The organism is Aquabacterium sp., from assembly GCF_016195855.1.
Lineage (GTDB): Bacteria > Pseudomonadota > Gammaproteobacteria > Burkholderiales > Burkholderiaceae_C > Aquabacterium.
The window spans coordinates 289452-314091 of record NZ_JACPYU010000010.1; the positions used below are offsets into that span (position 1 = coordinate 289452).

The 24640-nt window shown below is 63.9% G+C and carries 19 protein-coding genes and 1 riboswitch; of the genes, 13 read left to right on the forward strand and 6 right to left on the reverse strand.

Annotated features, from left to right (window positions below; genetic code table 11):
• Positions 1 to 175 precede the first annotated feature (175 nt).
• A riboswitch (yybP-ykoY riboswitch) is annotated at positions 176 to 378 on the forward strand.
• A gap of 15 nt (positions 379 to 393) precedes the next feature.
• Positions 394 to 969, forward strand: coding sequence for a TMEM165/GDT1 family protein (locus HY019_RS09740; protein WP_290691296.1), 576 nt, complete (start codon positions 394 to 396; stop codon positions 967 to 969).
• 35 nt (positions 970 to 1004) lie between these two features.
• A complete protein-coding gene (gene dmeF, locus HY019_RS09745; RefSeq protein WP_290691300.1) occupies positions 1005 to 1994 on the forward strand; it encodes a CDF family Co(II)/Ni(II) efflux transporter DmeF in 990 nt (329 codons plus the stop codon).
• A gap of 48 nt (positions 1995 to 2042) precedes the next feature.
• On the opposite strand, the gene HY019_RS09750 is transcribed toward dmeF, so the two are convergent.
• Complete coding sequence (locus tag HY019_RS09750; RefSeq protein ID WP_290691304.1) at positions 2043 to 4220, reverse strand: hypothetical protein; 2178 nt, start codon at positions 4218 to 4220, stop codon at positions 2043 to 2045.
• Positions 4221 to 5146: 926 nt separating this feature from the next.
• On the opposite strand from HY019_RS09750, the gene HY019_RS09755 reads away from it, so the two are divergent.
• A complete protein-coding gene (locus HY019_RS09755) occupies positions 5147 to 7735 on the forward strand; it encodes a site-2 protease family protein (RefSeq protein WP_290691306.1) in 2589 nt (862 codons plus the stop codon).
• A gap of 139 nt (positions 7736 to 7874) precedes the next feature.
• Complete coding sequence (locus HY019_RS09760) at positions 7875 to 8129, forward strand: hypothetical protein (RefSeq protein ID WP_290691308.1); 255 nt, start codon at positions 7875 to 7877, stop codon at positions 8127 to 8129.
• A 42-nt stretch (positions 8130 to 8171) separates the two neighbouring features.
• On the opposite strand, the gene HY019_RS09765 is transcribed toward HY019_RS09760, so the two are convergent.
• Positions 8172 to 10247 carry an FAD-binding protein gene (locus tag HY019_RS09765; RefSeq protein WP_290691310.1) on the reverse strand — a complete coding sequence of 692 codons (2076 nt, stop codon included), beginning with the start codon at positions 10245 to 10247 and terminating at the stop codon, positions 8172 to 8174.
• Positions 10248 to 10275: 28 nt separating this feature from the next.
• On the reverse strand, positions 10276 to 10806 hold the full coding sequence (locus HY019_RS09770) for a PASTA domain-containing protein (protein WP_290691313.1): 531 nt from the start codon (positions 10804 to 10806) through the stop codon (positions 10276 to 10278).
• Positions 10807 to 11002: 196 nt separating this feature from the next.
• On the opposite strand from HY019_RS09770, the gene HY019_RS09775 reads away from it, so the two are divergent.
• The 3 genes from HY019_RS09775 (at position 11003) to HY019_RS09785 (ending at position 12616) form a co-directional block, all read left to right on the forward strand.
• Entirely contained in the window at positions 11003 to 11257 is a 255-nt protein-coding gene (locus HY019_RS09775; RefSeq protein ID WP_290691316.1) for a hypothetical protein, read from the forward strand.
• 17 nt (positions 11258 to 11274) lie between these two features.
• Entirely contained in the window at positions 11275 to 11778 is a 504-nt protein-coding gene (locus HY019_RS09780) for a hypothetical protein (RefSeq protein ID WP_290691319.1), read from the forward strand.
• A gap of 115 nt (positions 11779 to 11893) precedes the next feature.
• Positions 11894 to 12616, forward strand: a complete 723-nt coding sequence (locus tag HY019_RS09785; protein WP_290691322.1) for a transporter substrate-binding domain-containing protein — start codon at positions 11894 to 11896, stop codon at positions 12614 to 12616.
• A gap of 27 nt (positions 12617 to 12643) precedes the next feature.
• Here the strand turns inward: HY019_RS09785 and HY019_RS09790 are convergent, their stop codons facing one another.
• Positions 12644 to 13843 (reverse strand): serine hydrolase domain-containing protein, encoded by a 1200-nt coding sequence (locus HY019_RS09790; RefSeq protein WP_290691325.1) that lies wholly within the window; start codon positions 13841 to 13843, stop codon positions 12644 to 12646.
• Positions 13844 to 13940: 97 nt separating this feature from the next.
• On the opposite strand from HY019_RS09790, the gene HY019_RS09795 reads away from it, so the two are divergent.
• Positions 13941 to 15935, forward strand: a complete 1995-nt coding sequence (locus HY019_RS09795; protein WP_290691329.1) for an acetoacetate--CoA ligase — start codon at positions 13941 to 13943, stop codon at positions 15933 to 15935.
• Positions 15936 to 16182: 247 nt separating this feature from the next.
• On the opposite strand, the gene HY019_RS09800 is transcribed toward HY019_RS09795, so the two are convergent.
• Together HY019_RS09800 and HY019_RS09805 are read right to left on the reverse strand one after the other, a co-directional pair.
• Complete coding sequence (locus HY019_RS09800) at positions 16183 to 17250, reverse strand: RNA methyltransferase (protein ID WP_290691332.1); 1068 nt, start codon at positions 17248 to 17250, stop codon at positions 16183 to 16185.
• A gap of 58 nt (positions 17251 to 17308) precedes the next feature.
• Positions 17309 to 18358 (reverse strand): AraC family transcriptional regulator, encoded by a 1050-nt coding sequence (locus tag HY019_RS09805; protein WP_290691334.1) that lies wholly within the window; start codon positions 18356 to 18358, stop codon positions 17309 to 17311.
• A gap of 120 nt (positions 18359 to 18478) precedes the next feature.
• Here HY019_RS09805 and HY019_RS09810 point away from each other — a divergent pair, with 120 nt between their 5' ends.
• From HY019_RS09810 to HY019_RS09830, 5 genes are all read left to right on the forward strand, one after another.
• Complete coding sequence (locus HY019_RS09810) at positions 18479 to 19789, forward strand: acyl-CoA dehydrogenase family protein (protein ID WP_290691337.1); 1311 nt, start codon at positions 18479 to 18481, stop codon at positions 19787 to 19789.
• Between the two features lie 142 nt (positions 19790 to 19931).
• Positions 19932 to 21146, forward strand: a complete 1215-nt coding sequence (locus HY019_RS09815) for an acyl-CoA dehydrogenase family protein (RefSeq protein WP_290691340.1) — start codon at positions 19932 to 19934, stop codon at positions 21144 to 21146.
• Between the two features lie 512 nt (positions 21147 to 21658).
• Positions 21659 to 22504: a plasmid replication/partition related protein gene (locus HY019_RS09820; RefSeq protein WP_290691343.1), complete on the forward strand. Its 846-nt coding sequence runs from the start codon at positions 21659 to 21661 to the stop codon at positions 22502 to 22504.
• Positions 22505 to 22682: 178 nt separating this feature from the next.
• Positions 22683 to 24194, forward strand: coding sequence for a methyl-accepting chemotaxis protein (locus HY019_RS09825; protein WP_290691346.1), 1512 nt, complete (start codon positions 22683 to 22685; stop codon positions 24192 to 24194).
• 134 nt (positions 24195 to 24328) lie between these two features.
• Positions 24329 to 24568 carry a hypothetical protein gene (locus HY019_RS09830; RefSeq protein ID WP_290691349.1) on the forward strand — a complete coding sequence of 80 codons (240 nt, stop codon included), beginning with the start codon at positions 24329 to 24331 and terminating at the stop codon, positions 24566 to 24568.
• Positions 24569 to 24640: the final 72 nt, after the last annotated feature.

Below are 24640 nucleotides of genomic sequence, written 5' to 3' on the forward strand. Positions count from 1 at the left end.
GGCGCCGGACCGTGCTGACAGGTCGCCATTGAATGCGTCTGGCCGCCTGCTCGCATCCCCCCAAGGTGGGTTTGCCCCATCGAGAGGGGCCGTGGCGGATTCCGGTTTTTGTTTGCGTGTGCCCGCGGTTTGAGCCCCCCGCGCGGGGGATGCGCGTCGCATCTTTGGTACACTCGCACCCGTCATTCGGGAGTAGCTGCACCTCATCGCGAGGTGGCCCGCGTCAACATGATTGGCCCTGTTCACAACAATTGGGGCCATGGCGCCGGCGGTTACAGCCCCAGGTTGCTCAACAACCTGCGGCTTTTTTCTTGGCAAGACGTCTGACCATGTGCTGCTTCACGGCTGGTGGGCGGCGTATGGTCATGCGCACGCACCAGCCAAGGACGTCTGATGGAATCCCTCTTCGTATCGACCGGTGTGGTCGCCCTCGCTGAAATCGGCGACAAGACCCAATTGCTGGCCTTCATCCTGGCCGCGCGCTTCAAGCGCCCCGTGCCCATCATCCTGGGCATCCTGGCGGCCACCCTGGTCAACCATGGCCTGGCTGGTGCACTGGGCGCCTGGATCACCTCCATGGTCAGCCCGGACATCATGCGCTGGGTGCTGGGTTTGAGCTTCATCGGCATGGCCATCTGGACCCTGATCCCCGACGAGATCGAAGAGGAAGAAACCAAGGTGGCGCACAAGCTGGGCGTGTTCGGTGCCACGCTGGTGACCTTCTTCCTGGCCGAGATGGGTGACAAGACGCAGCTGGCCACCGTGGCCCTGGCTGCGCACTATGCCAACCCGCTGTGGGTGATCGCAGGCACCACACTGGGCATGCTGATCGCCGATGTGCCCGCCGTGTTCGTGGGCAACCGCTTCGCCGAGAAAATCCCGATGAAGCTGGTGCACGGCATCGCTGCGGCCATCTTCGCGGTGATGGGGTTGCTGACCCTGTTCAAGATCGACAAGTTGTTTGCCTGAGCAGGCGACAGACCAGGCAAAAAGAAGGACTTTGTATGCGTGACACCGACCTGTCCCAGTGGATACACGATCACATCTTTGACGAGGGCAGCCAGCAGGCCGAAACCCGCACGCGGCTGGTGATGTGGATCACGCTGGCCATGATGGCCCTGGAGATCACCGCCGGCTGGTGGTACAACTCCATGGCCTTGCTGGCCGATGGCTGGCACATGAGCTCACACGCCGTGGCCATTGGCCTGAGCGCCTTTGCCTATGCTGCAGCACGCCGCTATGCACGTGACCCGCGCTTTGCCTTTGGCACCTGGAAGATCGAGGTGCTGGCGGGTTTTGCCAGTGCGGTGTTCCTGGTGGGCGTGGCGGGGGTGATGGTCTTCGGCTCGGTCGAGCGCCTGCTGACACCTGAGCCCATCCACTACCGCGAGGCCTTGTTTGTGGCGGTGATCGGGCTGGTGGTCAACCTGGTGTGTGCCCTCATCCTCGGTGGTGCACACGATCACCACCACCATGATCATGGCGGGCACGGGCACCATCATGGGCACGACCACGGTCATGCACACCACGATCACGATGCGCATGAAGGCCATGGGCACCAGCATGACCTGAACCTCAAGTCAGCCTATGTGCATGTGCTGGCCGACGCGGCCACCTCGGTGCTGGCCATCCTGGCGCTGATTGGCGGCTGGATGTACGGCTGGTCCTGGTTGGACCCGGTGATGGGCCTGGTGGGGGCGGTGCTGGTGGCCGTGTGGGCCAAGGGTTTGATCATCGAGACCGGCAAGGTGCTGCTGGACCGCGAGATGGACCACCCCGTGGTGGACGAGATCCGCGAGGTGATGGCCGAGCTGGATGCCCATGCCGACAGCCACCTGACCGACCTGCATGTGTGGCGGGTTGGCAAGGGCGCATATGCCTGTGCCTTGACCGTGGTCACGGGCGACAAGGCCCTGACGCCCGCCCTGATCCGGGAGGCCTTGAAGGTGCATGAAGAGATCGTGCACGCCACGATCGAGGTGCATCACCGCTGAGCGGTGGCTCAGCGGCGCCCTGTATCGTGGCGCCTCATGAGCGGCACACTACTGGCGGATCACCTGCATCGTTGGGGAGATGCGCTTGCGCGGTGTGCTGATCGATTGAGACTGAGCACGTTTGCTGGTGGTTTGGGCACTTGAGGGCGAACCTGTATTTGAGGGCGCGACGGCCGACGAGAGCAAGATCGCTGCGACGCCACGCGGACCCAGAACAAAAGCTGAACTTCCTGTGGGGTCGCTCACCACATGGGCCACATGCTTACAGCTCTCTCCAAGTGCGAAAGTGCCTGTGCAGCCCAGCGCGTCCGGCAGGCTGATGGCGCCCGTGATCCTGGCGCCGTTCGGCACGCTGATCGTGATGCCTTGCAGGTCAACGATCCACACTGTCGCCTCCCGTGCTCGGTCACCACTGGGCTCGCTGGTGATACGGTATCCGTAGATCAGCGCGTAGTGTCCATCTGGTGTCAAGCCGTAGCCGCCTGCCACGTGTGTTGAGGGCAGCAGTGTCGACAAGCTGGGTGTGGTGATGTTGTTCCACATTTGCAGGACACCGTCAGTGCGCAGAAGGATGGCGCCATCGTTGCTCACGGATGCCAATTGCTTGCCTGCCGGCAGGTAGCCTGCGTCGACCCATGCGCCACCCCGGTCGGCGTAATACGCCCACATCTTGCCGTCCGGATCGACCGAGTAAAGCATCTGCCCCCCGGGGCTGGTGACCATGCCCGATCCTGCCAAGGTGCCGGGGAACGTGCGGGTGCGGCGATCTGGCTCAACTTGATGGGGCGCCAAGGCCAGATCCCAAGCGGTCATGCTGGAGCCATAGCTGCCGTCGCCACCCGCAATCCAGGCCACGCCGTGTTCCGCGGAGGTGCCCGATACACTGATGCTCGCAAACGTTTGGCCGTCCTCCAGCAGTGTGAGCGCACGCATGGCAACGGGGGTTTGTGCGTCAAAGGCGACGCCGGTCATCAGGCCATCAAGATGGGTATAGCTGCCCTGATTGATGAAGGCCAGGCTGACCGGGTCGAATCCTTTGATGAGGTTGTTCGACGCGACATACAGGCGAGACTCGTCCGGGTTGATGGCAGCATCCACGATCCCATCGACAGAGGCTTGAGTGAGTTGCCACGTGGCGCCATCATGAGACCAACGCCAGACTTGGCCTGCACCAGACCAATAGAGAGCGTGCAGTCCAGGCACATATTGAGCGGGCCTGTATTGCGCATAGGGCAGTGACTGGTAACCGGCTGCAATGGCTGTTGGCATCGCTACCCTGACGCTGGCCTGGCTGGACTCCAGATTGGTTTGCCAGGATGCCGTGATGGCTTGCCCGGCTTGCGCGCCGCTCACGTCCAGCACCAAAGTGCGGTTGCCCGGCAGAATGGCCGATTTTTCTACGACCGCGCCAGTCACGCGTAAGTAGCCTGCGGCCAGCAAGGTGGCGGAGTCGATGCTGGGATCAAACTGGCCTGCGATGTAAATGCGCCCTCTGCTGCCCATCAACGTTCCGCTGGCAACCCGTTGAAGTCGAGAAATCTGATTCAGAAGTCTGACGTTCACGGTAACCGGCAGCAGGCCTGGCCGGTTGATGCTCACGTCAATGGCATCGGCCTGCATGAGTTGCCGTTGACTCAAAGCGAACGCCTTGTCCACCTTGAACGTCAGCTCGTCGACACCCGCGGCGCCGGAGCTTCGGGTCAGGGTGACCCATGGCACCTTGGCGATGGCTGTCCAGGTGGTGGGCGCGTTATCGTAGACGGTGACGGGCATCGAGAAGGACAGGTCCGCTTCGGTGCTGGTTTCCGTCAGCGCGACACCAATCAGGGGGGCCCACTTGCCTACGCCAAATTGGCCATTGACTGATGCCGTCAACTGGACATCCACATTGCCTGTCGTGGGGCCGGCGCTGAACCGCAAGGTGTTCTGATAGTTGTCGACGGCGACGTTGGCCCCATTGATCAGCACTTCGTACTCGTCATTGCCCAGATCTCGCAGGCTGAATACGCTGTCTGCGTTGAGCAATTTGGGGCTGATCCATTGCGATGTCCAGGTCGGGCGCGTCACCTTCACACGTGTCGAGGCGCTCTGGCCCTGGCGGATCACGGTGAAGGTGCTGCTGGGGTCGGCTGTCAGGCCAAGCTCGCCGCCGATGGGCGGCTTCACCGTGTAGGTGACATTCAAAGAGGCTTGGTACAGACTGTTTGCCTGCCCGGTCAGGACCACGGTGCCGGTGTAGACCCCCGCCTTGACTTGCGTGGTCTGGATCGTCAGTTGGTTGCCCGACAAGGATGCCGTCATGGCCTCGGGCGTCAGTGTGCTCAACTGCACCGTGACCTGTCCGGCCTCTGCAGGAATCTCAACGGGTACCGTCTGGCTGGGGGCTGCATCACGTCCTGTGCGTTCCAGAGCCAGGGCGGGCTGGACATGGATATTGGGCTTGACGACGTAGTGAACTGGCAAACGCGCGGGGCTGTTGGGAAACTCGGACGCGCAGCTTTCGTCCCGGCACAGATGGACCAGGATGGCAGAGTCATATGACCCCGGAGGCAGTTCTTTCCTGAAGGTGAGCTGCAGGGTGAATTCGTCAAAGGAGGGGAAGCTGGGATCACCGCTCTCGATGATGTTGCCTGTTTCTTCCACCCCGATCCAGAGGTCGGCAGACGAAGGGTTGGTTACTTTGGTGGTCATGGTGGCTACGCCTTGGCCTCCCTCAATGACGGAAGCATTCAAGGTGTCCACACTGAACGCCAGTGTCACGTCGTTGCCTTGAGGTGCTTGGGCAGACGGGGTTGCACCCGCTGTTGAGCCACCGCCGCCGCCGCCACAAGACGCAAGCAGTACCGTGGAGATCAGGCCGATCGCCACGTAAACCATTTTCTTCATATTCCACCCTGAAAATTGCGCGGGCCAGCTTGCATGACGCAACCAACAGCCCATAGGTGATTATCCGGCGGCGCGGATCGGCACTCCACACCGCGAACGAGCGGTCATTCTTCGGACGAACAGGCCGCCATGCCGGTCTCATCCAGGGGCCGCAGGTGGCTTAAGGATTTTTTCAGACGCATGTTCGCCCAGGTCTCCATCAGTGCGGGCACTCAAATTGAGAATTGAGAGATGATCGACTGCATGACGTTAGCGGGGATGGGCAGATGGATGAAGTGTTGAGATGGGCGGGGGTGCTGCTCTGCATCTGGTTCGTATATCAAGGCATCATCCTGATGACGGTTCTGGTGCAGCTGCTGCGTACGCCTGTGACGCCTGTCAAGGTGTTGCTGGACTTTGATGCGCCAGCCAAGGTCGACCTTTTGACGTCTGATCAGCAAGCCTGGTTGGATGAGTTGCGGGACCTGGGCTTCGAGCTGATGTGGTCGGGGACGATGGAGCGGGGACTGAGCGCGCGGCTCGATCCCATTGCGGTGGCTTATCTGCAGCATCGAGACGAGCCTGTCATGGCGACGGTCACGTTCTGTGCATCGCTCCTGTCCATTTATCCCGTGCAATTTGTCAGTGAGGACGCCCAGGGGCGCTTGCTGATCACCCAGAACCGCCTTGGTTTCATGGGGCTGTCGGGCAGCGATGAGGCATTGGTCAAGGATGTCTACTTGCCTGCTTTGGCCGATCACCTGGCTGCCCATCGTGAACGATTGGATCCAGCCGCCCAGCCGTTGATGCAACCGGCGGCAATCCGTCGCATGGCTGAGCGCATGGCCGGGCGCGCGGAAGCCTGGTTTGATCTGCAGAGGCAGCGCGGGCAGTTGGTGTCCGGTGGCGATGGCTGGCACTATGGCTTGATGCCCGCCATCCGAATTGCCTGGGCCATGATGCGTGTGCGTCGCCAATTGCTGCGTCCTTATCAAAGTCGGGTGACGCGAGGCCAACATCAAGCCAGCTTCCTGGCGCAGTGCTATCTGTTCAATGAACAACTGCTGTCTTCGCGGCCTGCGCGACACAACGTGAAGGCCGCAGTGCTTGTGCTCTCGATGGGTTTGACCCTGGTGTTGTGGGGTTGGGCATTCGATTGGGTGCAGGCTCTGGCCTTGATGGCCATCCTGTTGGTGCATGAGGGTGGTCACGCGCTGGCCATGCGCTGGTTCGGATGGAAGGACATGAGCATGTTCTTCGTGCCCTTCATGGGGGCGATGGTCACAGGGCGGCCCGCCAGCATTGCGGCCTGGAAGCAAGCCATCGTGCTGCTGGCAGGCCCGATGCCTGGCCTGCTTGCTGGTGCCGCCTATTTGTACTTTGTGCCCCCCGTCCCTGATGCGGCCATCGACTGGCAACGCGTGGCGAGTTTGGCGGTGGCGATCAACCTCTTCAATCTGCTTCCATTGAGTCCCCTGGATGGCGGGCAGTTGATTGATGGCATCGTGTTCCGGCGCTGGCCCCGGATGCGAATGGGGTTTGTATGGATGAGTTGGCTGGCTTTTCTGGCGATGGCGATCTACACAAAGCAGCCCGTGTTCTGGGGGTTGCTTGTCTGGTTGGGGATGATGCTGCCCGTGCTTTGGCGTGTCAGCCGAATCGACATGGAAGCTGAAGCGGGCCAGGATCTGTCGATCCGGGTGAGGGCGCTCTTCGAACAGGCCCGGACGCTTTTCCCAACCGCCAACGCATTCAGGCTGCATGCCATCGTCAAGAGCCTCATCGAGCGCAAGATCATGAGCGCGCCACGGTGGTGGGAAAGCGCCGGGGTGCTTGGCGTCCTGGTCGCGGTCTGGGGAGGCTCGGCACTGGGCTATGCAGGTATGGTGAGCAATGACACTGAACTGGGCGATCACCTCACGTCTGCGCAGCGCCATTTTGACCAAGCCTGGTACCGCGATTTTGGCGATGCGGTTGATGCGGACAACTTGAAGTCCGTTCAGGATGCGGCTCGTGGCTTGGAGCCCAAAGATCCGAGGTTGTTTGACCTGGCGGTGAGGGAGGCTGAAGCGCTGCCCTTGTTGCTGCGCCGTGATCGGCTTGCTGCGCTGGTGAGATCGGGGCGAGACGGGCAGCACGAAACCGCATCCGGTCTGTTGTCCAATGAGCTTGACCGTGTGTGGAGAGAGGTTGGTGCACAGCCGCCCGATGAGCGGGTGCCCGCGATGCGGGATGCCGTGGCCTGGGCTGAGCAAATCAGCCCTAAGGACTTGCGCTCGACAATCGATTTGCGATTACGTCTCATCGAGGCGGATGACGAAAGAGGCAACACCGATCAAGCTCGCCAGGCTTTGGAAGCGCTGCGTGAGCGCGCCGAGCATGACGAGGGCTGCCGTTGTGCCATGCGCCCCATCATCCGCGCGCAATCATGGTTCTACATGAGCCATGGCGATGCACCGCAGGCTTTGCGCGTGTTGGAGACTTCGCGCTACATCCAGGGCATTTTGGGGCGGCACGACAGCCTGTCGATGGACTATGGCTGGATGTTGCTGTTCAATGGCAAGACGCAGCCAGGCATCAAGATGATCAAGGCCGCGGCGTATACGGCGCCTTACGATCCAGATTGGGTGTCTTGGCTCAAGGGGGCCAGATCACACCCGGCTCAGATCGACAAGGCTTTGGATCTGGCGTATGCGCTCAAAATTGCGGGTCAGGACGGGGCGGTTCATGCCGTCTTAAACGGGGATATGGCCTCCTTTGAATGTGCACAAGCGACTGGCGGCCGCTTGTATGAGGACCGTTACCCATGGCAGCGTGAGCGCGATCGCTTGCTGAAAGGCATCGCGCTGGCCCATTGTCGCCCGGTACGCGATTGAGTGGCGATTGGTCACCTCATCCTGGATGATCGTGCACGCCACGATCGAGGTGCATCACCGCTGAACTGGTTGCGCACCAAGGGCTTTCCTGTTTCACGCCTTGTGCCTAAGATGAACGGATGGCAGCAGGAGCTTTGTCATGGACCATCAAGTCACCCACAGTGCGGATCAGGAGGAAGCCATCGGTGCCCACAGCGGGTTTCGCATCCGCGTGGTCACGAGCTGGGATGCGCCGGCGCGTCAGTTTGTGGTCAAGGCCTATGTGCGTGGGTCCGAGACGGAGGAAGAGGTCGCCATGGACACGCAGGGGCGGCGCTTTGCGCTGATTCAGGATGCCCAAGACCATGGCTTTGCCGCCGCCATGGAATGGATCGATCAACAAGGGCGCGCCTGATCGCAGACGCCTCCCGATCCTTGGCGGCCAGCCACGGTGCACTCAGTCGTCGCCTGAAGCCAGCCCGGCCAGGAACAGGTCAATGGCGTCGTCATCGGTGCCGCTGGCGCCGCCCAGGGGCTCCAGCCCCTTGTCCCGGCTGAAGGCCGTGCTGAACACCTGCGGTGCCCCGCCGCACACCTCGGCCAGCACTTCACGCCAGCGCCGCAGGCGCGTGCCGTACAGCGCGGCCAACTCCGTTTCGCCGAGCCTGAATTCCTGCCCCCAGTGGGGGATGCCTTGGCGTGCGCGCGCCGCATCGTGCAACTCGGACCAGAAGTTGGCATAGACATCGTCCAGGCGTGAGCGCGGCGTGGCCACTTCGACCGACGCGGTCAAGGGGTAGCGCTGCATGGCGATCAGGGCCGAGGCCACGGGCGTGAAACGGATGCCGATGTAGCCAAAAACCGGGAAGTGCTTGCGCGCGAGCCCGATCACATCGTCAATGAAGGCGAGATAGGCGGGGCCTGCGGCATCGAAGTGGTACTCGGCAGAGTTGCCGCACTGCGCGCCGTCCAGGCCATAGTCGTGCGCATCGAGCATGTTCTGGTTGAGGCCGCCACTGGCGTGGCCAGCACGCGCCAGCTTGGCGAACGCGCCGCCGATGGCCTCGGACACGGCCTGCGCCACGTCGCTGCCTGCGTCGAGCACGCTGTCGATGGCGATCTTGTAGAGCACCAGGAACAGCTCTTCGCCGCTCGTGGCGCCAATGGCCAGGTGCTGCTGCGCCAGGTGCGCAATCTCGTGGTCCAGATACCAGTCCAGGCGCTGCTTCTTTGCGTTGTGCGTGAGCCAGCCCAGGACGTTGAGGAAGGGGTCGATTTCAAGCTGATCCTTGAGCGCGTCCACGATGCCCGGCGGGTTCTGCTTGTTGGCCTTGACCGACGCCACCAGTTTGTCATCGGCCGCCGGGGCCACATCGTGCTCGTGCACAGCTTGCTCGCGCTTCCAGCGGCGCCGCACCCAGCAGCGCTCGGGGTCGCTCAGCGAGACGCCGATGTTCAGGTGGTGCAAGGGCATGAGCGGGCCACCGCGCAGGTCGTCGGCCAGCGCGCTCAGCTTGAGGTCGGCCAGCAGCCGGGTATAGACCTCGGGGTGTGCATCGAAGTAGGCCGGCACATTCGGCCACTTCTCGGGGCCGCGCACATAGGTGAACTTTGCGTCCTGCACGACCGCGGGGTAGTAGGTGCGCCGCAGTACCTCCGTGCGGAAGAAGCCTGCATCCAGATCACGCAAGGGCGCGTCGAACACGCCCGTGGGGCCGTTGGGCCCCAGCTGGCTGCTGAGGAGTTGCGCGCCGAGCTCGCGCCAGCGGTACTCGAAGTTTGTCTCGACGAGGGTGTACTGCTCGACGACCTCCAGAACGACCGAATAGATGGCGCCCATGCGGCCCGCGCCCAGCCGCACCGCGGCGAAGGTGTCGTCGTCTGCAATGAAACGGGTGTCCGGGCACCAACCCGGCAACTGCATGACCTGGGGTGCGAACCCCCATGCGCTGTCGCTGGCGGTGACCCAGAGCTCCCGTCCTGTCGCGCTGACGAGGTGCACCGCACGGATCCACTCGACGAGCGGTGGCACCTTCAAGTCGCCGCCATGCGTGCCGGTTGAGATGGCGCCGATCAGCGACTGGCCCGCACCATCGCCCATGGTGGGCAAGGCCAGGCCGCAGCGCGCGAGGTCTTCAAGCAGGTGGCGGATCTTGATGCCGGCCTCGACGTGCACGAAGTAGCGGCCCTGCAGGCGTGCATCACCGGCGCAGGTGCGCTCGAGCAAGTCACTGCTTGCCCGCAGCCGCTCGTCGGGCAGTGGCTGGCCGCGGTTGGGAAACGGTGCGCTGACGTGCCGCGACAGCAAGCTCGTGTCGATGACGTCTTGTGCGACACCCGCGCTGGACAGCGACCAGTTCGAGCCCAGCGCACGCAGGCTGCGGCCCTCGCTTGCCGCTTGCATGACCGCGGTGACCAGCCCGGCGCGATCGGCTGGCAGATAGCGCTTGGCGCCTGAGAACGGGTGAACAAACAGGAAGTCCTCAACGAGGACATTCTGCTGCGTGTCAACCGAACCGCCTGGGCAGGGCATGGGTGATCCTGGTGATGCGTCTGGCGCGTTACGCGAAGAGCTCGATGCTCACGATGAACAGGTCGCTGCTGGTGATGAGCCGGACCCGGTGGCCATGCGTGAACGCGCGTTGCGCGGCCCCCAGCATCGCGCCACGGCGCATCCATTCGGTGCGGTCTGGTGGCGCGGCAGGCGCGACGGCATGGTCGAAATAGAGCACGCCGGTGAAGCTCACCGCCCCGCCGTCCATCTGCGTGTCGAACGATACCCAGGCGCCTTGACCCGAGCCATAGGGGTTGCCAATCAGCACGCTCTTGATCGTGCCTTCGTAAGTACCTGCGCGAAGCGTCGGCCCTTGCACCGAGGTGTCGTCGAGCGGGCCCATGGGGCTGGGGTAGGACACGGTGACCACGGTGAACGAGGGCACCAATGTGCCTGCAGGTGGGCTCTGCACCGTGGCGCGGCCATCGCCGTCTGCGGCGAACGGGAAGCGCGCGATGTAGCGCAGCAGGCGGGCTTGCAGCGCCGCTTCGGCATCGGGGCGGCCCATGCCAATGACGTTGGGGACAATGACCGACATGGCGGCACCTCCTGTCTTGGTTCACGGATCATAGGGACGCACTTCCCGCGCGGTATCCCTAGCTTGCGCCCCCTAGTTCAAAGGCGCTTGCCCCCAACCGTAGGGGATGCTGTGATGAGGCCCCGCTCCTACGATGCCATCGAGCAAGGCGCGATGCGATCGCACCAAGGCTCACCTTAGCAAGAGGATGAACGCCATGAGCAACGACAAGTTAGCGGTGCCGCTGCAGACCTTTGAAGCCGTCACGCAGCTTCGCCTTGAAGGCCTGATGCAGGAACTCACCAAGCGGGTGAGGGTGGTCAACGAAGACGCCCTGACCCATCTGATTGACCGCGGCGTGATCGCCCGCATGGCGCGTGATGGCTGCTGCAAGCCCGATGGCGGCACCTGCTGCCCCAACGCCAGGTTGCGCATCGAGCAGCCTGGGGTAGGTCCGATGGTGGGCAAGTAGGCGCGCAGGCCAAGGCGATGGCGACGCACCCCATGCTGAGCGACGCGCTCCTCGACGCGCCGATGCGGCATTACTTCCAGTGCAAGTTCAGTGGCCTGCCCGCGCAGGAGCTGGACTTGCGCATCGAGGAGACGCTGCGCTTCCTGTTCATCTCGCACGAGTGCACGGGCGCGATCCCCGTGTCCAAGGACATCGACGAGGTGTGGCACGCCTGGATCCTGCAGACGCAGGAGTACGTGGCGCTGTGCGAGCAGTTGCCGACGGGGCGCTACATCCACCACAGCGCCAACGACTACCTGCGCTACTTCGACCCTGCCGTGGGTGAGAACGACGAGCTGGAACTGAGCGTCAAGATGCTGGCGCTGTACGTGGCCAACTTCGGGCCGTTCGATGAGGCGCGCGCCAGGCACTGGCTGCTGGCCAGCCACCTGCAGCAGCGCCTGGGGTGGTCGGTGGGCATGTTGAACGATTGGCTGCAGGCGGCGCAGCATCTTGCCAACGCGCCTGTGTGCATGGCCTAGGTGAGCCGCTGCATTGAAGTCATAATGCCCCCTATTAAGGGAGGGGCTTATGTCTTGCGGTATGGGTCTTGGGGCTCAGACATTCAAAAAACGACTGAGATCGCTTTGTGTCGGCTTGTTGTCGCTGTTGTGCTTGCATGGCGCTGGGGCCAAGGAGCTGCGCATCGTCACCATCGAGTCGGCGCCGTTTGGCTTCATCGGGAAAGATGGCAAGCCCACCGGCATGATGTACGAGATCGGCAACCTGATCGCCACGGAGGCCGGGTTCAGCTACACCAACCAGATCACGCCTTATGCGCGGTCGGCCCATGTGGTGGCGCGTGGTGATGCGGACTTCGTGTTGCGTTATCGAAGCGCCGAACTGAGCAGCTCGGCGATCCCGGTGGCTGGGGTGTTGAGCCTGCCCACCATCGTTGTGGGCAAGCCCTCGCTCAAGGTTCGATCGCTGGCTGATTTGCGTGGCAAATGGGTCGGCACGCCCAGAGGGGGGCGTTTTGATGATGCCTTTGATGCGGAGACCGAGATCCAGAAGTACCAGGTGTCCGACTATTCGCAAATGCTCAAGATGCTGATGAATGACCGGATTGATGCCGCGCTGGGCTCATCCATCGGGCTCTTCTACAACGCGCACCAGCTGGGTATCAAGAAGGAGCAGTTGGGCAAGCCCCTGGTCCTGAGCGCCCAGACCTTCGAGCTGCATTTCTCGCAAAAGACGGCCGATGAAGAAACCATTGCGGCCCTGAAGGGCGCCGTGGCGCGCCTGAAAAGCCGCAACGACATCAGGAAGGTCGTCGACAAGTACCTGAACAGCTTTGACTGGGAAATGGTGTCCAGGTAGCGGGTGGGTGCGCGCGGCGCCACGCGCTCATTGCTGGAGGGCCTTGTAGACCCGTTGCTTGAGCTCGAACGAGAAGGGATGCCAGAAAGCCATGTCGCGCTGGGTCATCACCACGCCGGCGATATTGGCCCTGGGGTTGAGCCACCAGTGCGTGCCGGCCAGGCCACCCCACTGGAACTCGCTGGTCGAGCCCTGCGGGTCAAAGGGTGAGGGCATCAGGGTCACCGCGCCACCCAGGCCATAACCTTTGCCGATCACGTCGCCAAAGCGCGGGAAGCGGATCCATTGGCCATCGGGCAACTGGTTGGACATCAGCATCGTGATGGTCGCGGGCTTGAGCAGGGCCGGGCCACCTGGCATCAGGCTGCGCAGCAGGGCCAGGGTGTCGGCCAGTGACGAAACCAGGCCGCCACCGCCGGACAGCCAGGGAACGGGCTGAAGGTTGGCTTGGGGGTAGGGCGCGTTGTCATTGCGCGTGAGGCCCGGCAGCATGGGCTTGGTGAAGTCCGCGCCCATGTAATAGGCGGCCAGGCGGTGTTGCTGCTCTGGGGGCACCACAAAGCCCGTGTCCACCATGCCCAGCGGCTCGAAGATGCGCGAGAGCAGGAAGGCATCCAGTCGCTGGCCGCTGACCACTTCAATCAGGTGCCCGACCACGTCGGTGGCGATCGAGTACTCCCAGCCTTTGCCGGGATGGAACAGCAGTGGCAGGCCCGCCAGCGCATCGATCATCTCGACCAGGGTGCGACGGGGGCTGAGGATCTTGCGCTCGCGGTAGGCATTGAACATGAGCGTGCCGGGGTCCAGCAGGCCGTAGCTCAGGCCGGACTGGTGGCTCAGCAGGTGGCGGATGGTGATCGGGCCTTGCGCGGGTTCGACGTCATCGATCGAGGTGGCACCAGGGCGCAGGACCATGCGCTGGCCCAGTTGCGGGATGTAGCGCTCGATGGGGTCATCCAGTTGGATGCGGCCCTCGTCCAGCAACAGCAAGGCCGCATACGAGGTGATCAGCTTGCTGCCCGAGTAGATGCGAAAGAGGTGGTCCGCGCGCATGGGGTGCTGGTGCTCTTTGTCGGCCCAGCCGGCGCAGTGCAGGTCGACCAGGTCCTGCCCCAGCAGCACGGCAGAGGACACGCCCGCGAGGATGTTGTTGTCCACATGGCTTTGCATGGCTGCGTGCAAGGCGCTGAAGTCATGGCCCTGGGGTGTCACCGTCAAACTGCTCATCGTGCTACCTTGATGCGAGGATGGGCAAATTGTGCGGGATATTCAACGAGGCCCGCTGGGATAAAGTCACCACATCGTCACGGCTATCTGTTTCAGCATGCGCCCTCCCTATCTGCCCCAGATGCGTTTGTTCCAGGACTGGCTGCGTGAACACCGCGGCCTGAGCTTCGACAACTACGATGCCTTGTGGCAGTGGTCGGTGAATGACCAACCCGCCTTCTGGCAAAGCATCTGGGACTACGAGGGCATGCACTCGCCCACGCCTTACGATGCCGTGCTGGCCGATGCGCGCATGCCGGGTGCCAGGTGGTTCCCGGGTGCCAAGGTCAATTACGCTCAGCGCGTGTTGCGGCATGTGGATGCCGCGCAGGCTGCGGGCGTGCAAGCCATCATCAGCGAGAACGAGTTGGGGCAGGTGCGCGAGTTGAGCTGGCCCGAGTTGCGCCGCCAGGTTGCATCCCTGGCCTTGGCGCTGCAGGACCTGGGTGTGCAAAAGGGCGACCGCGTGGCCGCCTACCTGCCCAATGTGCCCGAGACGGTGGTGGCCTTCCTGGCCTGTGCCAGCGTGGGCGCCATCTGGAGCGTGTGCGCGCCGGACATGGGCACGCAAGCGGTGACCGACCGCTTCCAGCAGATCACGCCGCGCGTGCTCATCGCCGCCGAAGGTGTGCACTACGCCGGCAAGGGGCTGGACCGCAGCGCCGTGGTGGAGGGCTTGCGCGCCGCCTTGCCCACGGTGGAAAAGCTCATCGTGCTGGAGAGCCCCTACGCCGCGCAGCCGGTCCGGGCCGACCTGCGTTTTGCGCAAGCCATCGCCCGCGATGACGAGGCCGTGCGCACCTTCGAGCCCGCATGGCTGGATTTTGATCACCCTTTGTGGATCGTGTACTCCAGCGGCACCACAGGCCTGCCCAAGCCCCTGGTGCATGGCCATGGCGGCATCCTCATGGTGAGCGCCGCCGGCAACAAGCACGGTGACGTGGGTTGCAGCTACAAGCCCAACAGCCTGGGTGAGCGCTTCCATTGGTACAGCTCGACCGGCTGGGTGATGTGGAACAGCCAGATCAGCGGGCTGATCAGCGGTGCCACCATCTGCCTGTTTGATGGCAGCCCGGGCGGCAGCAAGGAGGCGCCCGACTGGACGGTGTTGTGGCGCTTTGCCGCACGCCACCAGGTGAGCTACTTTGGCGCAGGGGCTGCGTTTTATGCGGCCTGCATGAAAGCCGGTGTGGACCTGAGCCAGTGCGGCGACCTGTCACGCATCCGCGCTTTGGGCTCGACCGGCTCACCCTTGTCGGAAGAAACGCAGCGTTGGGGCACGGATCAGTTTGCCCGCATCGGCACGCCAGACATCTGGTGGAGCAACATTTCGGGCGGCACGGACTTTTGCGGTGTCTTCATCGGTGGCCACCGCGAGCTGCCACTGGTGCCGGGGCGTTTGCAGTGCCGTTACCTGGGCGCGTCGGTGGAGGCCTGGAACGAGCAGGGCCAGCCTGTCATCGGGGAGGTGGGCGAGCTGGTGTGCACCAAACCCATCCCCTCCATGCCGCTGTTCTTCTGGGGCGACCAGGGCAACGCGCGTTACCTGTCGAGCTACTTTGATGTCTACCCGGGCATCTGGCGCCACGGTGACTGGCTCAAGATCGATGCCGATGGCAGTTGTGTGATCTACGGCCGCAGCGATGCGACCATCAACCGCCATGGCCTGCGCATGGGCACCAGCGAGCTCTATGCGGCGGTTGAGGCTTTGCCCGAGGTGCTGGATTCGATGGTGATCGATCTGGAGTACCTGGGGCGCGAGAGCCGCATGATCTTGTTCGTGGTGTTGCGCGAAGGGCATGCGCTGGATGCGGGTGTGCAGGGGCGCATCAACGAGGCCATCAAGGTGGCGGTGTCGCCGCGTTTCATTCCGGATCTGACCTTGCAGGCGCCAGAGATTCCGCGCACCTTGTCGGGCAAGAAGCAGGAGGTGCCGATCAAGAAGGTGTTCCTGGGGCAGCCGCTGGCCAAGGTGGTGAACCCGGATGCGATGGCCAATCCGGGTTGCTTGCCGTGGTACGTGGAGCAGTTCAGGTTGACGCAGCAGGGGTGAGCGGCTGGCGCAGTGCGACCAACGCAGCGAAGTAAAGGAGGAGGGACCGGCGTAGCCGGGCACGGGGGACATGAGCGAAGTTGGTCGCTCTGCGCCTGAAGTGCTGGAGCGGTCGGCACGAGGTGGACAACTCCGCTCATGTCACCCGGATCGGGCTGTGCCCGATCCTCCTTCTTTACTTCGCTGCGTCGCCCACCTCGCGCCTGATGGCGCTCCACCGAGGTGGGGCTCGGGCGGAAGGTCTATTTCAGTCGGCTGCGTTGCTCGCCTCGCGCCTGACGATGCGCACGGGCCTGGACTGGTTGGCACCGCTCAGGTCTCTGGCGCGCAGTTGCCCGCAACCCCCCTCCACATCCTGGCCTGCCGATTGGCGCAGCTTGGTCAGGATGCCGCGGCGGTGCAGGGTGCGGGCGATCTCGGCGGCGCGCTCCCACGAGGGGCGCTTGAAGTCGAGTTCGTCCACCGTGTTGTAGGGGATCATGTTCATCAGGGCGTACTTGCCCTTGAGCAGGCGCACGATGCCTTCGATCTCTTCTTCGTTGTCGTTCACGCCGTCGATCAGCGTCCACTGGTATTGGATCGGGTAGTCGGTCTGGCGGGCGTACACCTCGGCGCGTTCGACCAGTTCTTCGGGTGTCATGCGTGGGGCACGGGGCAGCAGCTGAGCCCGCAGATCGGCCTTGGTGGTGTGCAACGACAGGGCCAATGCCGGCCGAACACGGCCCACTTCCAGGCTTTGCAGGCGATCGAAGGCGCGCGGGTCACCCACGGTCGAGAACACCAGGTTCTTGTGCCCGATGTTGCCGATGGTGCCCAGCAGGTCCATGGCTTCGAGCACGTTGTCCATGTTGTGCGAGGGCTCGCCCATGCCCATGAAGACGACCTTGCTGACCTTGCGGCGTGTGCGGGCCAGGGCCACCTGGGCCACGATCTCGGCGCTGCCGACCTGGCGCAGCAAGCCTTCCTTGCCCGTCATGCAGAACACGCAGCCCACGGCGCAACCCACTTGCGAAGACACACACAGGCCATCACGCGGCAGCAGCACGCTTTCGACCGTCTGGCCATCGGCCAGCTCGACCAGCAAGCGGGCCGAGCCATCTTCACCAGGGTGCTCCGAGCGGATGCGGGCCAGCTTGTCGATGTCGGCCAGCAGGGCGGGCATGGCGTCGCGCACCTCCAGTGGCAGGAAGTCTTCGGGGCGTCGCTTGCCGCCTTCTTGCGGCAGGGCTTGCGACCACAGGCGCAGCACACGCTGGATGTGAATGGGTTTGGCGCCGAGCGCTTGCATGCGTTGGCGGATGTCTTCAATGCGCATGGCGAAATCGAAACGCGGGGGCAGGGTGACAGTGTAGGTGGCGGCGCCCGATTGCGCTTTATGCCGCCTGGTTACGCCATTCGCGTGGCGAGCAGCCCGTCCAGCGCTTGAAGGCGCGTGTGAAGGCGCTGACCTCGGAGAAGCCCAGCAAGAAGGCGATTTCGCCCACCGAATACTGCTCGCTGCCCAGGTAGCTCAGGGCCAGTTGGTGGCGCGTGTCATTGAGCACATCGCGATAGCAGGTCTGGGCCTCGGACAGGCGGCGCTGCAAGGTGCGCAGGGTCATGTTCAGGCGCTGGGCCACGTCGTCCTGAAGGGGCTCGCCGCTGGGCAGCAGCTCCTTGAGTACGCCTGCCAGTTGCTCTGTCAGTTGGCGCTCACCCAGGTTGGAGCTGTAGCGGTCCAGCGTGGTCTCGCTGGCCTTGACCACGTCCGTGTTGGCATAAGACAGCGGCTTGTTGAGCGTGGCCAGGTCCACCACCAGGGTGTTGTCTTCGCAGCCGTAAACGGGCACGCAGCGCAGCACGCGCTCGAAGCGGGCGTGGTCCTTGGGGCGCTGGCGCTGCAGGCGCAACTCCAGGGGCATGAAGTCCTTGCCGTAGAGCATGCGCGAGCCGCGCACCACGGTCAGCATGGCGTAGTCGAAGATGCTCCAGCGGGTGGCGTCGTCGACCGTGGCCAGCAGGGCTGGGTCACCGGTGACGCTCAGGCGGCCGGCGCCGGGGCCCACCTCGAAGCGGATGTCGGCCGCGTCGGTCACGATGTGGGCGTAGCGGGACAGGCGCAGGTACATCTGCGCCAGATTCTCGGAGGCCATCAGGGCATACCCGAGGGCGTTGAAGTTCAGGGGGACGAACTGCAAGGCCACGTCCATGCCCAGCATCTCTTCACCGATGAGGGTGACGGCCTTTTGCCAGAATGCCAGGCCCAGGTGAGCGGGGTAGCGCGCCATGGGGTCTGTCGCAGTGGACAGGTCCAGCCCCACCTGCTGCAATAGCGCGTCGGCATCCACCCCCCGTTGCTCGACCGCGTTCCGGGCCGCGATCAGCCAGCTTCGCAGGGCCGAGGCGTAGGTATCCGGCTTCAGGGTCGGCGCGGCAGGGGACATCTGGTGGCGTGTTCTGGCAAGGCCGGTCAACTGGACTGGCGTAAAGGGGCAAGTATTGGCGGCGGGCATTGGGCAAGATGCCTGCCACTGTTCATCCAACCTCGGCATCTTATCCAACCCATGACCTCGCTCACACGACTCGGCCTGCGTTCTTTGAGCCGCATGGCAGCCAATCCGCAACTGGACAAGCTCAACTTGCGCAAACCGACCGAAAAGGTGCTCTACCAGGGGACCAAAGTCGGCTTCAAAGCCGTGACGGCGGCCAACCGGGCATTCAAGGCGGTGAAGACCCTGGGTTCGCCCCAGCGCCTGCCCAAGAGCGGCGGCAGCGGCGACCTGTTCGACCTCACCCCGAGCGATGACCAGGCCGCCTTGCAGGATGCGGCACGCACTTTCGCCATGGAGCAATTGCGCCCGGCCGCGTCAGCAGCTGACGCAGCGTATGCGGCGCCCGAGTCCTTGCTGGCGCAATGCGCCGAGCTGGGCTTCACGGCCCTGGGCATCCCCGAATCCCTCGGTGGCATGGGGGCCGAGCGTTCGGCCATCACCAATGCGCTGATCGCCGAAGCCATGGCCGAGGGTGACATGGGCCTGGCTTTTGCCGCCCTGGCCCCGTCTGCCGTGAGCACGGGCCTGGTCTTGTGGGGTGATGCGGATCAGCAGGCGCGTTATCTGGCGGACTTTGCCGGCGAGAAGCCCCCGGCTGCCGCCCTGGCCGTGCAGGAGCCCGTGGCCCTGTTCGACCCCTATGTGCTGCAGACCCGTGCCATGCGCGTGGGCAACGGCTTCGTGCTGCATGGGCTCAAGTCCATGGTGCCGCTGGCCAAAACGGCCGAGCTGTTCATCGTGGCGGCGCACCTGGAGGGCGCGGGCCCCGCATTGTTCCTGGTCGAGTCGTCCAGCAAGGGCTTGTCGATCGAAGAAGACCGCAGCATGGGCTTGCGTGCGGCAGGTTGTGCGCGCTTGCGTCTGGAGTCGGTCGCCGTGCCGGCAGGCAACCTGCTGGGCGAGGCCAAACCCGCCGTGTACAACGAATGCATCCAGCTGGGCCGCCTGGCCTGGTGTGGTTTGGCGGTGGGTTGCGCCAAGTCCGTGCTGGACTACCTGATCCCGTATGTGAACGAGCGCGAGGCCTTTGGCGAGCCCATCAGCCACCGCCAGTCCGTCGCGTTCGCGATCTCGAACATGGCCATCGAGTTGGGCGGCATGCGCCTGCTCACCTGGCGTGCGGCCAGCCTGGTCGATGCCGACCTGCCTTCTGACGAGGCGGTGACGCTGGCGCGCCGCCTGTGTGCCGACAAGGGCATGCAGATCGGCAACGATGGCGTGCAGTTGCTGGGCGGGCATGGCTTCGTGAAGGAGCACCCGGTGGAGCGTTGGTACCGCGATTTGCGCGCGGTGGGCGTCATGGAAGGTGGGTTGCTTTTGTAAACCCAGGGCTGAGCCCTCCCCCTACCGCCTTCGGCGGCCCCCTCAAGGGGGCAACACCGACGGCCCGGCAGAGCCGGATCCATGGTGTTCGCTGGATCTGATTCGGCTCGTGCGATGAGCCCACGCCTTACGAGAGATTTTTATGATCAATCTGGATATTCCCCGCAAGTTCAAGCCCCTGGTGCGCCAGGCCCAGGAAACCGCCGCCGAGGTGCTGCGCCCCATCTCGCGCAAGTACGACCTGGCCGAGCACGAGCGCCCGGTCGAGCTGGACATGCTGGCCGCCGTGATCGACGGCATGAACGAGGGCAACAGCGAAGTGGGTGGCACCGGTGCGACCGGCGTGCGCCGCGATGCCAACGACAAGTCCGTGGGCAACCGCAATGGCACCAACCTGTCCACAGCGCTGTCCATCATGGAGCTGTGCTGGGGCGACGTGGGCATGCTGCTGTCGATGCCGCGCCAGGGCCTGGGCAACTCGGCCATCGCGTCCGTGGCCAATGACGAGCAGCTCAAGCGCTTCAAGGGGCGCTGGGCGGCCATGGCCATCACCGAGCCAGGTTGCGGTTCGGACTCTGCGGCCATCCGCACCACGGCCAAGCTGGATGGCGACCACTACGTGCTCAATGGCGAAAAGATCTACGTGACCTCGGGCGACCGGGCCGATCTGGTCGTGGTGTGGGCCACACTGGACAAGAGCCTGGGGCGTGCAGCGATCAAGTCCTTCGTGGTGGAGAAGGGCACACCGGGCTTCGACCTCGTGCGCCTGGAGCACAAGCTGGGTATCCGTGCATCCGACACTGCCGCCTTCCTGCTGAAGGATTGCCGCGTGCCCAAGGCCAACCTGCTGGGTGACCCCGAAGTCAACCCGGAGAAGAGTTTTGCTGGCGTGATGCAGACCTTCGACAACACGCGCCCGTTGGTGGCCGCGATGGCGGTGGGCCTGACGCGCGCCTGCATCGAAGAGATGGGTCAGATCCTGAAGAGCTGCGGCATCGACGTGGACTACGGCAAGCCGGTGCACCGTCAACCTGCCGCTGTGGCCGACTACATTCGCATGCAGGCTGACTATGAAGCGGCACGCCTGTTGACCATGCAGGCGGCCTGGATGGCCGACAACGCCCGCCCCAATTCGCTGGAAGCATCGCTGGCCAAGGCCAAGGCGGGGCGCACTTGTGTGGATGTGGCGCTCAAGTGCGTGGAGCTGGCGGGGAGCATCGGCTATACGGAAACGGCTTTGCTGGAGAAGTGGTCGCGTGATGCCAAGATCCTTGACATCTTTGAAGGCACGCAGCAGATCCAGTTGCTGATCATTGCGCGGCGGCTGCTGGGCAAGAGTTCGGCGGAGTTGAAGTAAGGCCATCTTGCTCATTTGCCGGTGAGTGTTCGTTAGTAGGCTGTATCGCTTTGGCGGTGCAGCGCGGGGCGCGGCCGAGGTGGCGTGCGTCCGGCTTCATTGTTGGCGGCCCCGCTTTGCAAGCGGGGCTCCCCTGCGCTGCTCACGTCAAGGTGGCGCTGGCGAACTCGCCACAGGGCCCTCGGCCCTTGCGCTCGAACAACGCCAGCGAGTCAGAGCACGAAGCGCACTGCGTGCGCCCACCTTGGCGTTCCGCTGCTCGGCACCACCAAGGCGCCCCGCCGCATGCCACCTCAGCCTTTGATCGCCCCGCTTGAGTGGCTCAACGGTTGCTTGCGCCGCGCAGGGCTGTCTTGCCAGCTATCGGCTCAGCCCTCACCTCGGGCAGCACCACCAAAGCGCACCCCAAAAAAACAAGCCCACTTAGAATGTCGCCCCTTGCCGCGCCTTTCTCGCTTCCGCTTGTTGGCGCCCCGCATCCCGACTGAAAAGCAGTACCCGCCCCGCGCCCCATGAACATCCAAGTCCTGGAAGAACTGCGTGTCTACATTGACCCGCTCACCCCCGAAGAACACGACGCGCTGGAACGCAGCATCCTGGCCGAAGGTTGCCGCGATGCGCTGGTCCTGTGGGGCGACGTGCTGGTCGACGGCCACAACCGCTACGGCATCTGCCAAAAGCATGGCGTTCCCTTCAACACTATCCAGAACCCGACGTTCAAGTCCATGGACGATGTCCACCTGTGGATGATCGACCAGCACCTGGGCCGCCGCAGCGTGTCGGACTTCCAGCGCGGTGTACTGGCCCTGCGCAAGAAGGACATCCTGGCCTCGCGCGTGCAACAACCGCCTCAGACCGAGCCCGCACCCGCTGATGCGGCGCATGTCAACCCCGCTGACCAGACCGAGTCGCCGGCCACTGCCGCCAAACCCGTCGAGCCGCTGAACAGCCGCGAGGCCATTGCCAAGGCCGCCCGCATCAGCGCCACCACCGTCAGCCAGATCGAAAAGATCCAGAAGACGGCGGCCCCCGAGCTGGTCGCGGCCGTCAAGGCCGGGGAGATCTCGATCAACGCCGCCGCCATCGTGGCCTCCTTGCCTGTGGAAGAGCAGGTGGCCGCAGCCGCCGGTGGCAAGAAAGAGTTGCGACAGGCCGCCAAGCAGGTGCGCGAAGCCAAGGCGCAGGCCCGTGCTGCCGCCGTGGGGGCTTTGCTGGATTCGCCTGAGGAAAAACCTGCTGCAACGCAGCAAGAGGGCGAAACCGATGCGCAGTTCATCAGCCGCTTGCAACGCATCATCGCGGACCTGACAGCCGAAAACACCCAGCTCAAGGCGCGTCTGGCCGAGGTGGCTGCCTGACGGGGTCCTGAAGGCGCATACCCGGGGGAGTACTGAGTGCGAATTGTGCAAATGTGGCGCAATTCGCACGCACAAGCCTGGTGCGTCCGAAAATAAAAGAATTAATCACGCTGTGTGACTAGGCGAGCGCGCCTGGCTTGGCTATCTTTGCTGTGTCCAAGCTAAGGGAGCGTGAGCCATGTCCCGCACTTCGTGGTGGCGTCGCATGCTGGCATCCAGCTCGCTGACGGGTGCCTTGGCTGCCCTGAACAAGGGGCGGGCCTCATTGGACGTATCGGTGCCCGGCATCACGCCCGCCGCGAGGGAGTTCTTGCGCTTTCTCAAACGCATCCGTGAACTGGTCCTCACGGCGCGAGGTGGCAGCATCCAGACCGCCATCAATGTGGCTCACCTCAAGAAAGAGGTGGACTCCAGTTCGGTCAAGGTCGAGCAGCAACGCCATGATGCCCAGGCCCTCGCCGCCTCCGCCTCGCGGGTCATCGAGTTGTCCAGCAGCGTTGAATCGGGCGCCGTGGGGGTGGCTGAGACAGCCACGCGCAACCTGTCCTCGGCCGTGGCCTCCATGGAGGAACTCGAACGCGTCAAGGCGCGCATGTTGACCATCGAGCAGTCGGTCGACGCGTTCACGCAGACCGTCAACATGCTCGCCGACCGTGCCAAGGCCATCGGCGAGATTGGCGGCATCATCCAGAAGATCGCCATGCAGACCAATCTGCTGGCGCTCAATGCCGCCATTGAGGCGGCCCGTGCGGGTGAGGCAGGCAAGGGCTTTTCCGTCGTGGCCAAGGAGGTGCGCAGCCTGGCCGAGCGCGTCAATGCCGAGACCAAGGAGATCAGCAACCGCAGCGACGAGATGATCAAGCTGGTGGACTCGACTGCCGAGGGCACGGCCCTCATCCAGCGCGGCGTGGTGGCGTCGGTCAGCGAGATCGCGGCCACGGTGGGCCGCTTCGAGTCCTTCGTGACCGACTTTCGGCAGATGACCGAGGCCGTCGAGGCCATCGGCGCCTCCGTGCAGGAGTTGGCCGGCGTCAACCGCGACATGAACGACCGCATTGACGGCGTAGCCAAGGTTGCCAACGAGGTGCACGATGCCATGAGCAGCTCGGCCCGGCGCGTGGACCAGTTGCGCAGCAACACCGAAGACATCCAGACCGCACTGGCCGAGTTCCGCACAGGCGGAACGGTGTTCGACACGCTGGTGGTCGCTACGGAGAACCTCCGGGACGATGTGAGCCGCTACCTCGCCGGCGTGCTGGCCCGTGGGGGCAATGTGTTCGATCAGCACTACCGCGCCATCGAAGGCGCCAACCCGCCGCGCTACACCACGGGCTACGACGACACAGTCGAGGCTGCGCTGCAGGCGCTGTTCGATCAAGTCCTGGTCACCTTGCCAGGATGTGTATATGCCCTGGCGGTGGACAACAAGGGCTACGCGCCTGCGCACAACACCAAGTTCTCTCAGCGGCCCACGGGTGTGTACGAGACCGACCTGGTTCATTGCCGCTCCAAACGCATCTTCGATGATCCCGTCGGGCAGAAGCTGGCGCGCAACACCAAGGCCTTCCTCTTTCAGAGCTACCTGCGCGACACTGGCGAGGTCATCAACGACCTCTCCATGCCCATTTACCTCCATGGCCGGCACTGGGGGGCGGTGCGGGTGGGCTTTGATTCGGAGCGGCTGACCTGAACTCAAGTCCGGTCGGTTTTCATCCGATAAGCAGGGTATTGTCTTGCTGGCTTGCCCATGCCGAACACACCTCCGCTCCACCCACGTACCTGCGTGACTGACCGCCCTGCGCTGGCGCGGCGAGGTGACGTGCGATGAGGTGGATGCCCGAGTGGTGCCAGCGCGGGCTGGGTGCTTTGATGCCGCCCCGCCGTGACTGGCCACCCGAGGTGCGCCGCGCGCACGAGTTGATCGTCGCCATCGACAAGGGCGGGCTGCCGCTCAACCCGGCCATCGTCAACCAGATCGGGCGCTCGCTCGGGCTGGAGGTCTCCAGCAAGGCTCGGATTGAGGACACGGTCGAGCGCATCCGTCAGGCCTTGCGCCGCGTGTAGCGCCCGCGGGACGCGCTCGCCGCGTCGGGCCCGGCGCAGCGGCTAGGATCAAGGCTTCGTCGGTCACCGACA

Bases quoted from the DNA above. Each gene is read 5' to 3' on its own strand.
- HY019_RS09740 (WP_290691296.1), top strand. From the start codon at position 394: ATGGAATCCCTCTTCGTATCGACCGGTGTGGTCGCCCTCGCTGAAATC.
- dmeF (WP_290691300.1), top strand. From the start codon at position 1,005: ATGCGTGACACCGACCTGTCCCAGTGGATACACGATCACATCTTTGAC.
- HY019_RS09820 (WP_290691343.1), top strand. From the start codon at position 21,659: ATGAACATCCAAGTCCTGGAAGAACTGCGTGTCTACATTGACCCGCTC.
- HY019_RS09810 (WP_290691337.1), top strand. From the start codon at position 18,479: ATGACCTCGCTCACACGACTCGGCCTGCGTTCTTTGAGCCGCATGGCA.
- HY019_RS09800 (WP_290691332.1), bottom strand. From the start codon at position 17,250: ATGCGCATTGAAGACATCCGCCAACGCATGCAAGCGCTCGGCGCCAAA.
- HY019_RS09795 (WP_290691329.1), top strand. From the start codon at position 13,941: ATGCGCCCTCCCTATCTGCCCCAGATGCGTTTGTTCCAGGACTGGCTG.
- HY019_RS09760 (WP_290691308.1), top strand. From the start codon at position 7,875: ATGGACCATCAAGTCACCCACAGTGCGGATCAGGAGGAAGCCATCGGT.
- HY019_RS09775 (WP_290691316.1), top strand. From the start codon at position 11,003: ATGAGCAACGACAAGTTAGCGGTGCCGCTGCAGACCTTTGAAGCCGTC.
- HY019_RS09770 (WP_290691313.1), bottom strand. From the start codon at position 10,806: ATGTCGGTCATTGTCCCCAACGTCATTGGCATGGGCCGCCCCGATGCC.
- HY019_RS09780 (WP_290691319.1), top strand. From the start codon at position 11,275: ATGGCGACGCACCCCATGCTGAGCGACGCGCTCCTCGACGCGCCGATG.
- HY019_RS09765 (WP_290691310.1), bottom strand. From the start codon at position 10,247: ATGCCCTGCCCAGGCGGTTCGGTTGACACGCAGCAGAATGTCCTCGTT.
- HY019_RS09830 (WP_290691349.1), top strand. From the start codon at position 24,329: ATGAGGTGGATGCCCGAGTGGTGCCAGCGCGGGCTGGGTGCTTTGATG.
- HY019_RS09825 (WP_290691346.1), top strand. From the start codon at position 22,683: ATGTCCCGCACTTCGTGGTGGCGTCGCATGCTGGCATCCAGCTCGCTG.
- HY019_RS09755 (WP_290691306.1), top strand. From the start codon at position 5,147: ATGGATGAAGTGTTGAGATGGGCGGGGGTGCTGCTCTGCATCTGGTTC.
- HY019_RS09805 (WP_290691334.1), bottom strand. From the start codon at position 18,358: ATGTCCCCTGCCGCGCCGACCCTGAAGCCGGATACCTACGCCTCGGCC.
- HY019_RS09815 (WP_290691340.1), top strand. From the start codon at position 19,932: ATGATCAATCTGGATATTCCCCGCAAGTTCAAGCCCCTGGTGCGCCAG.
- HY019_RS09790 (WP_290691325.1), bottom strand. From the start codon at position 13,843: ATGAGCAGTTTGACGGTGACACCCCAGGGCCATGACTTCAGCGCCTTG.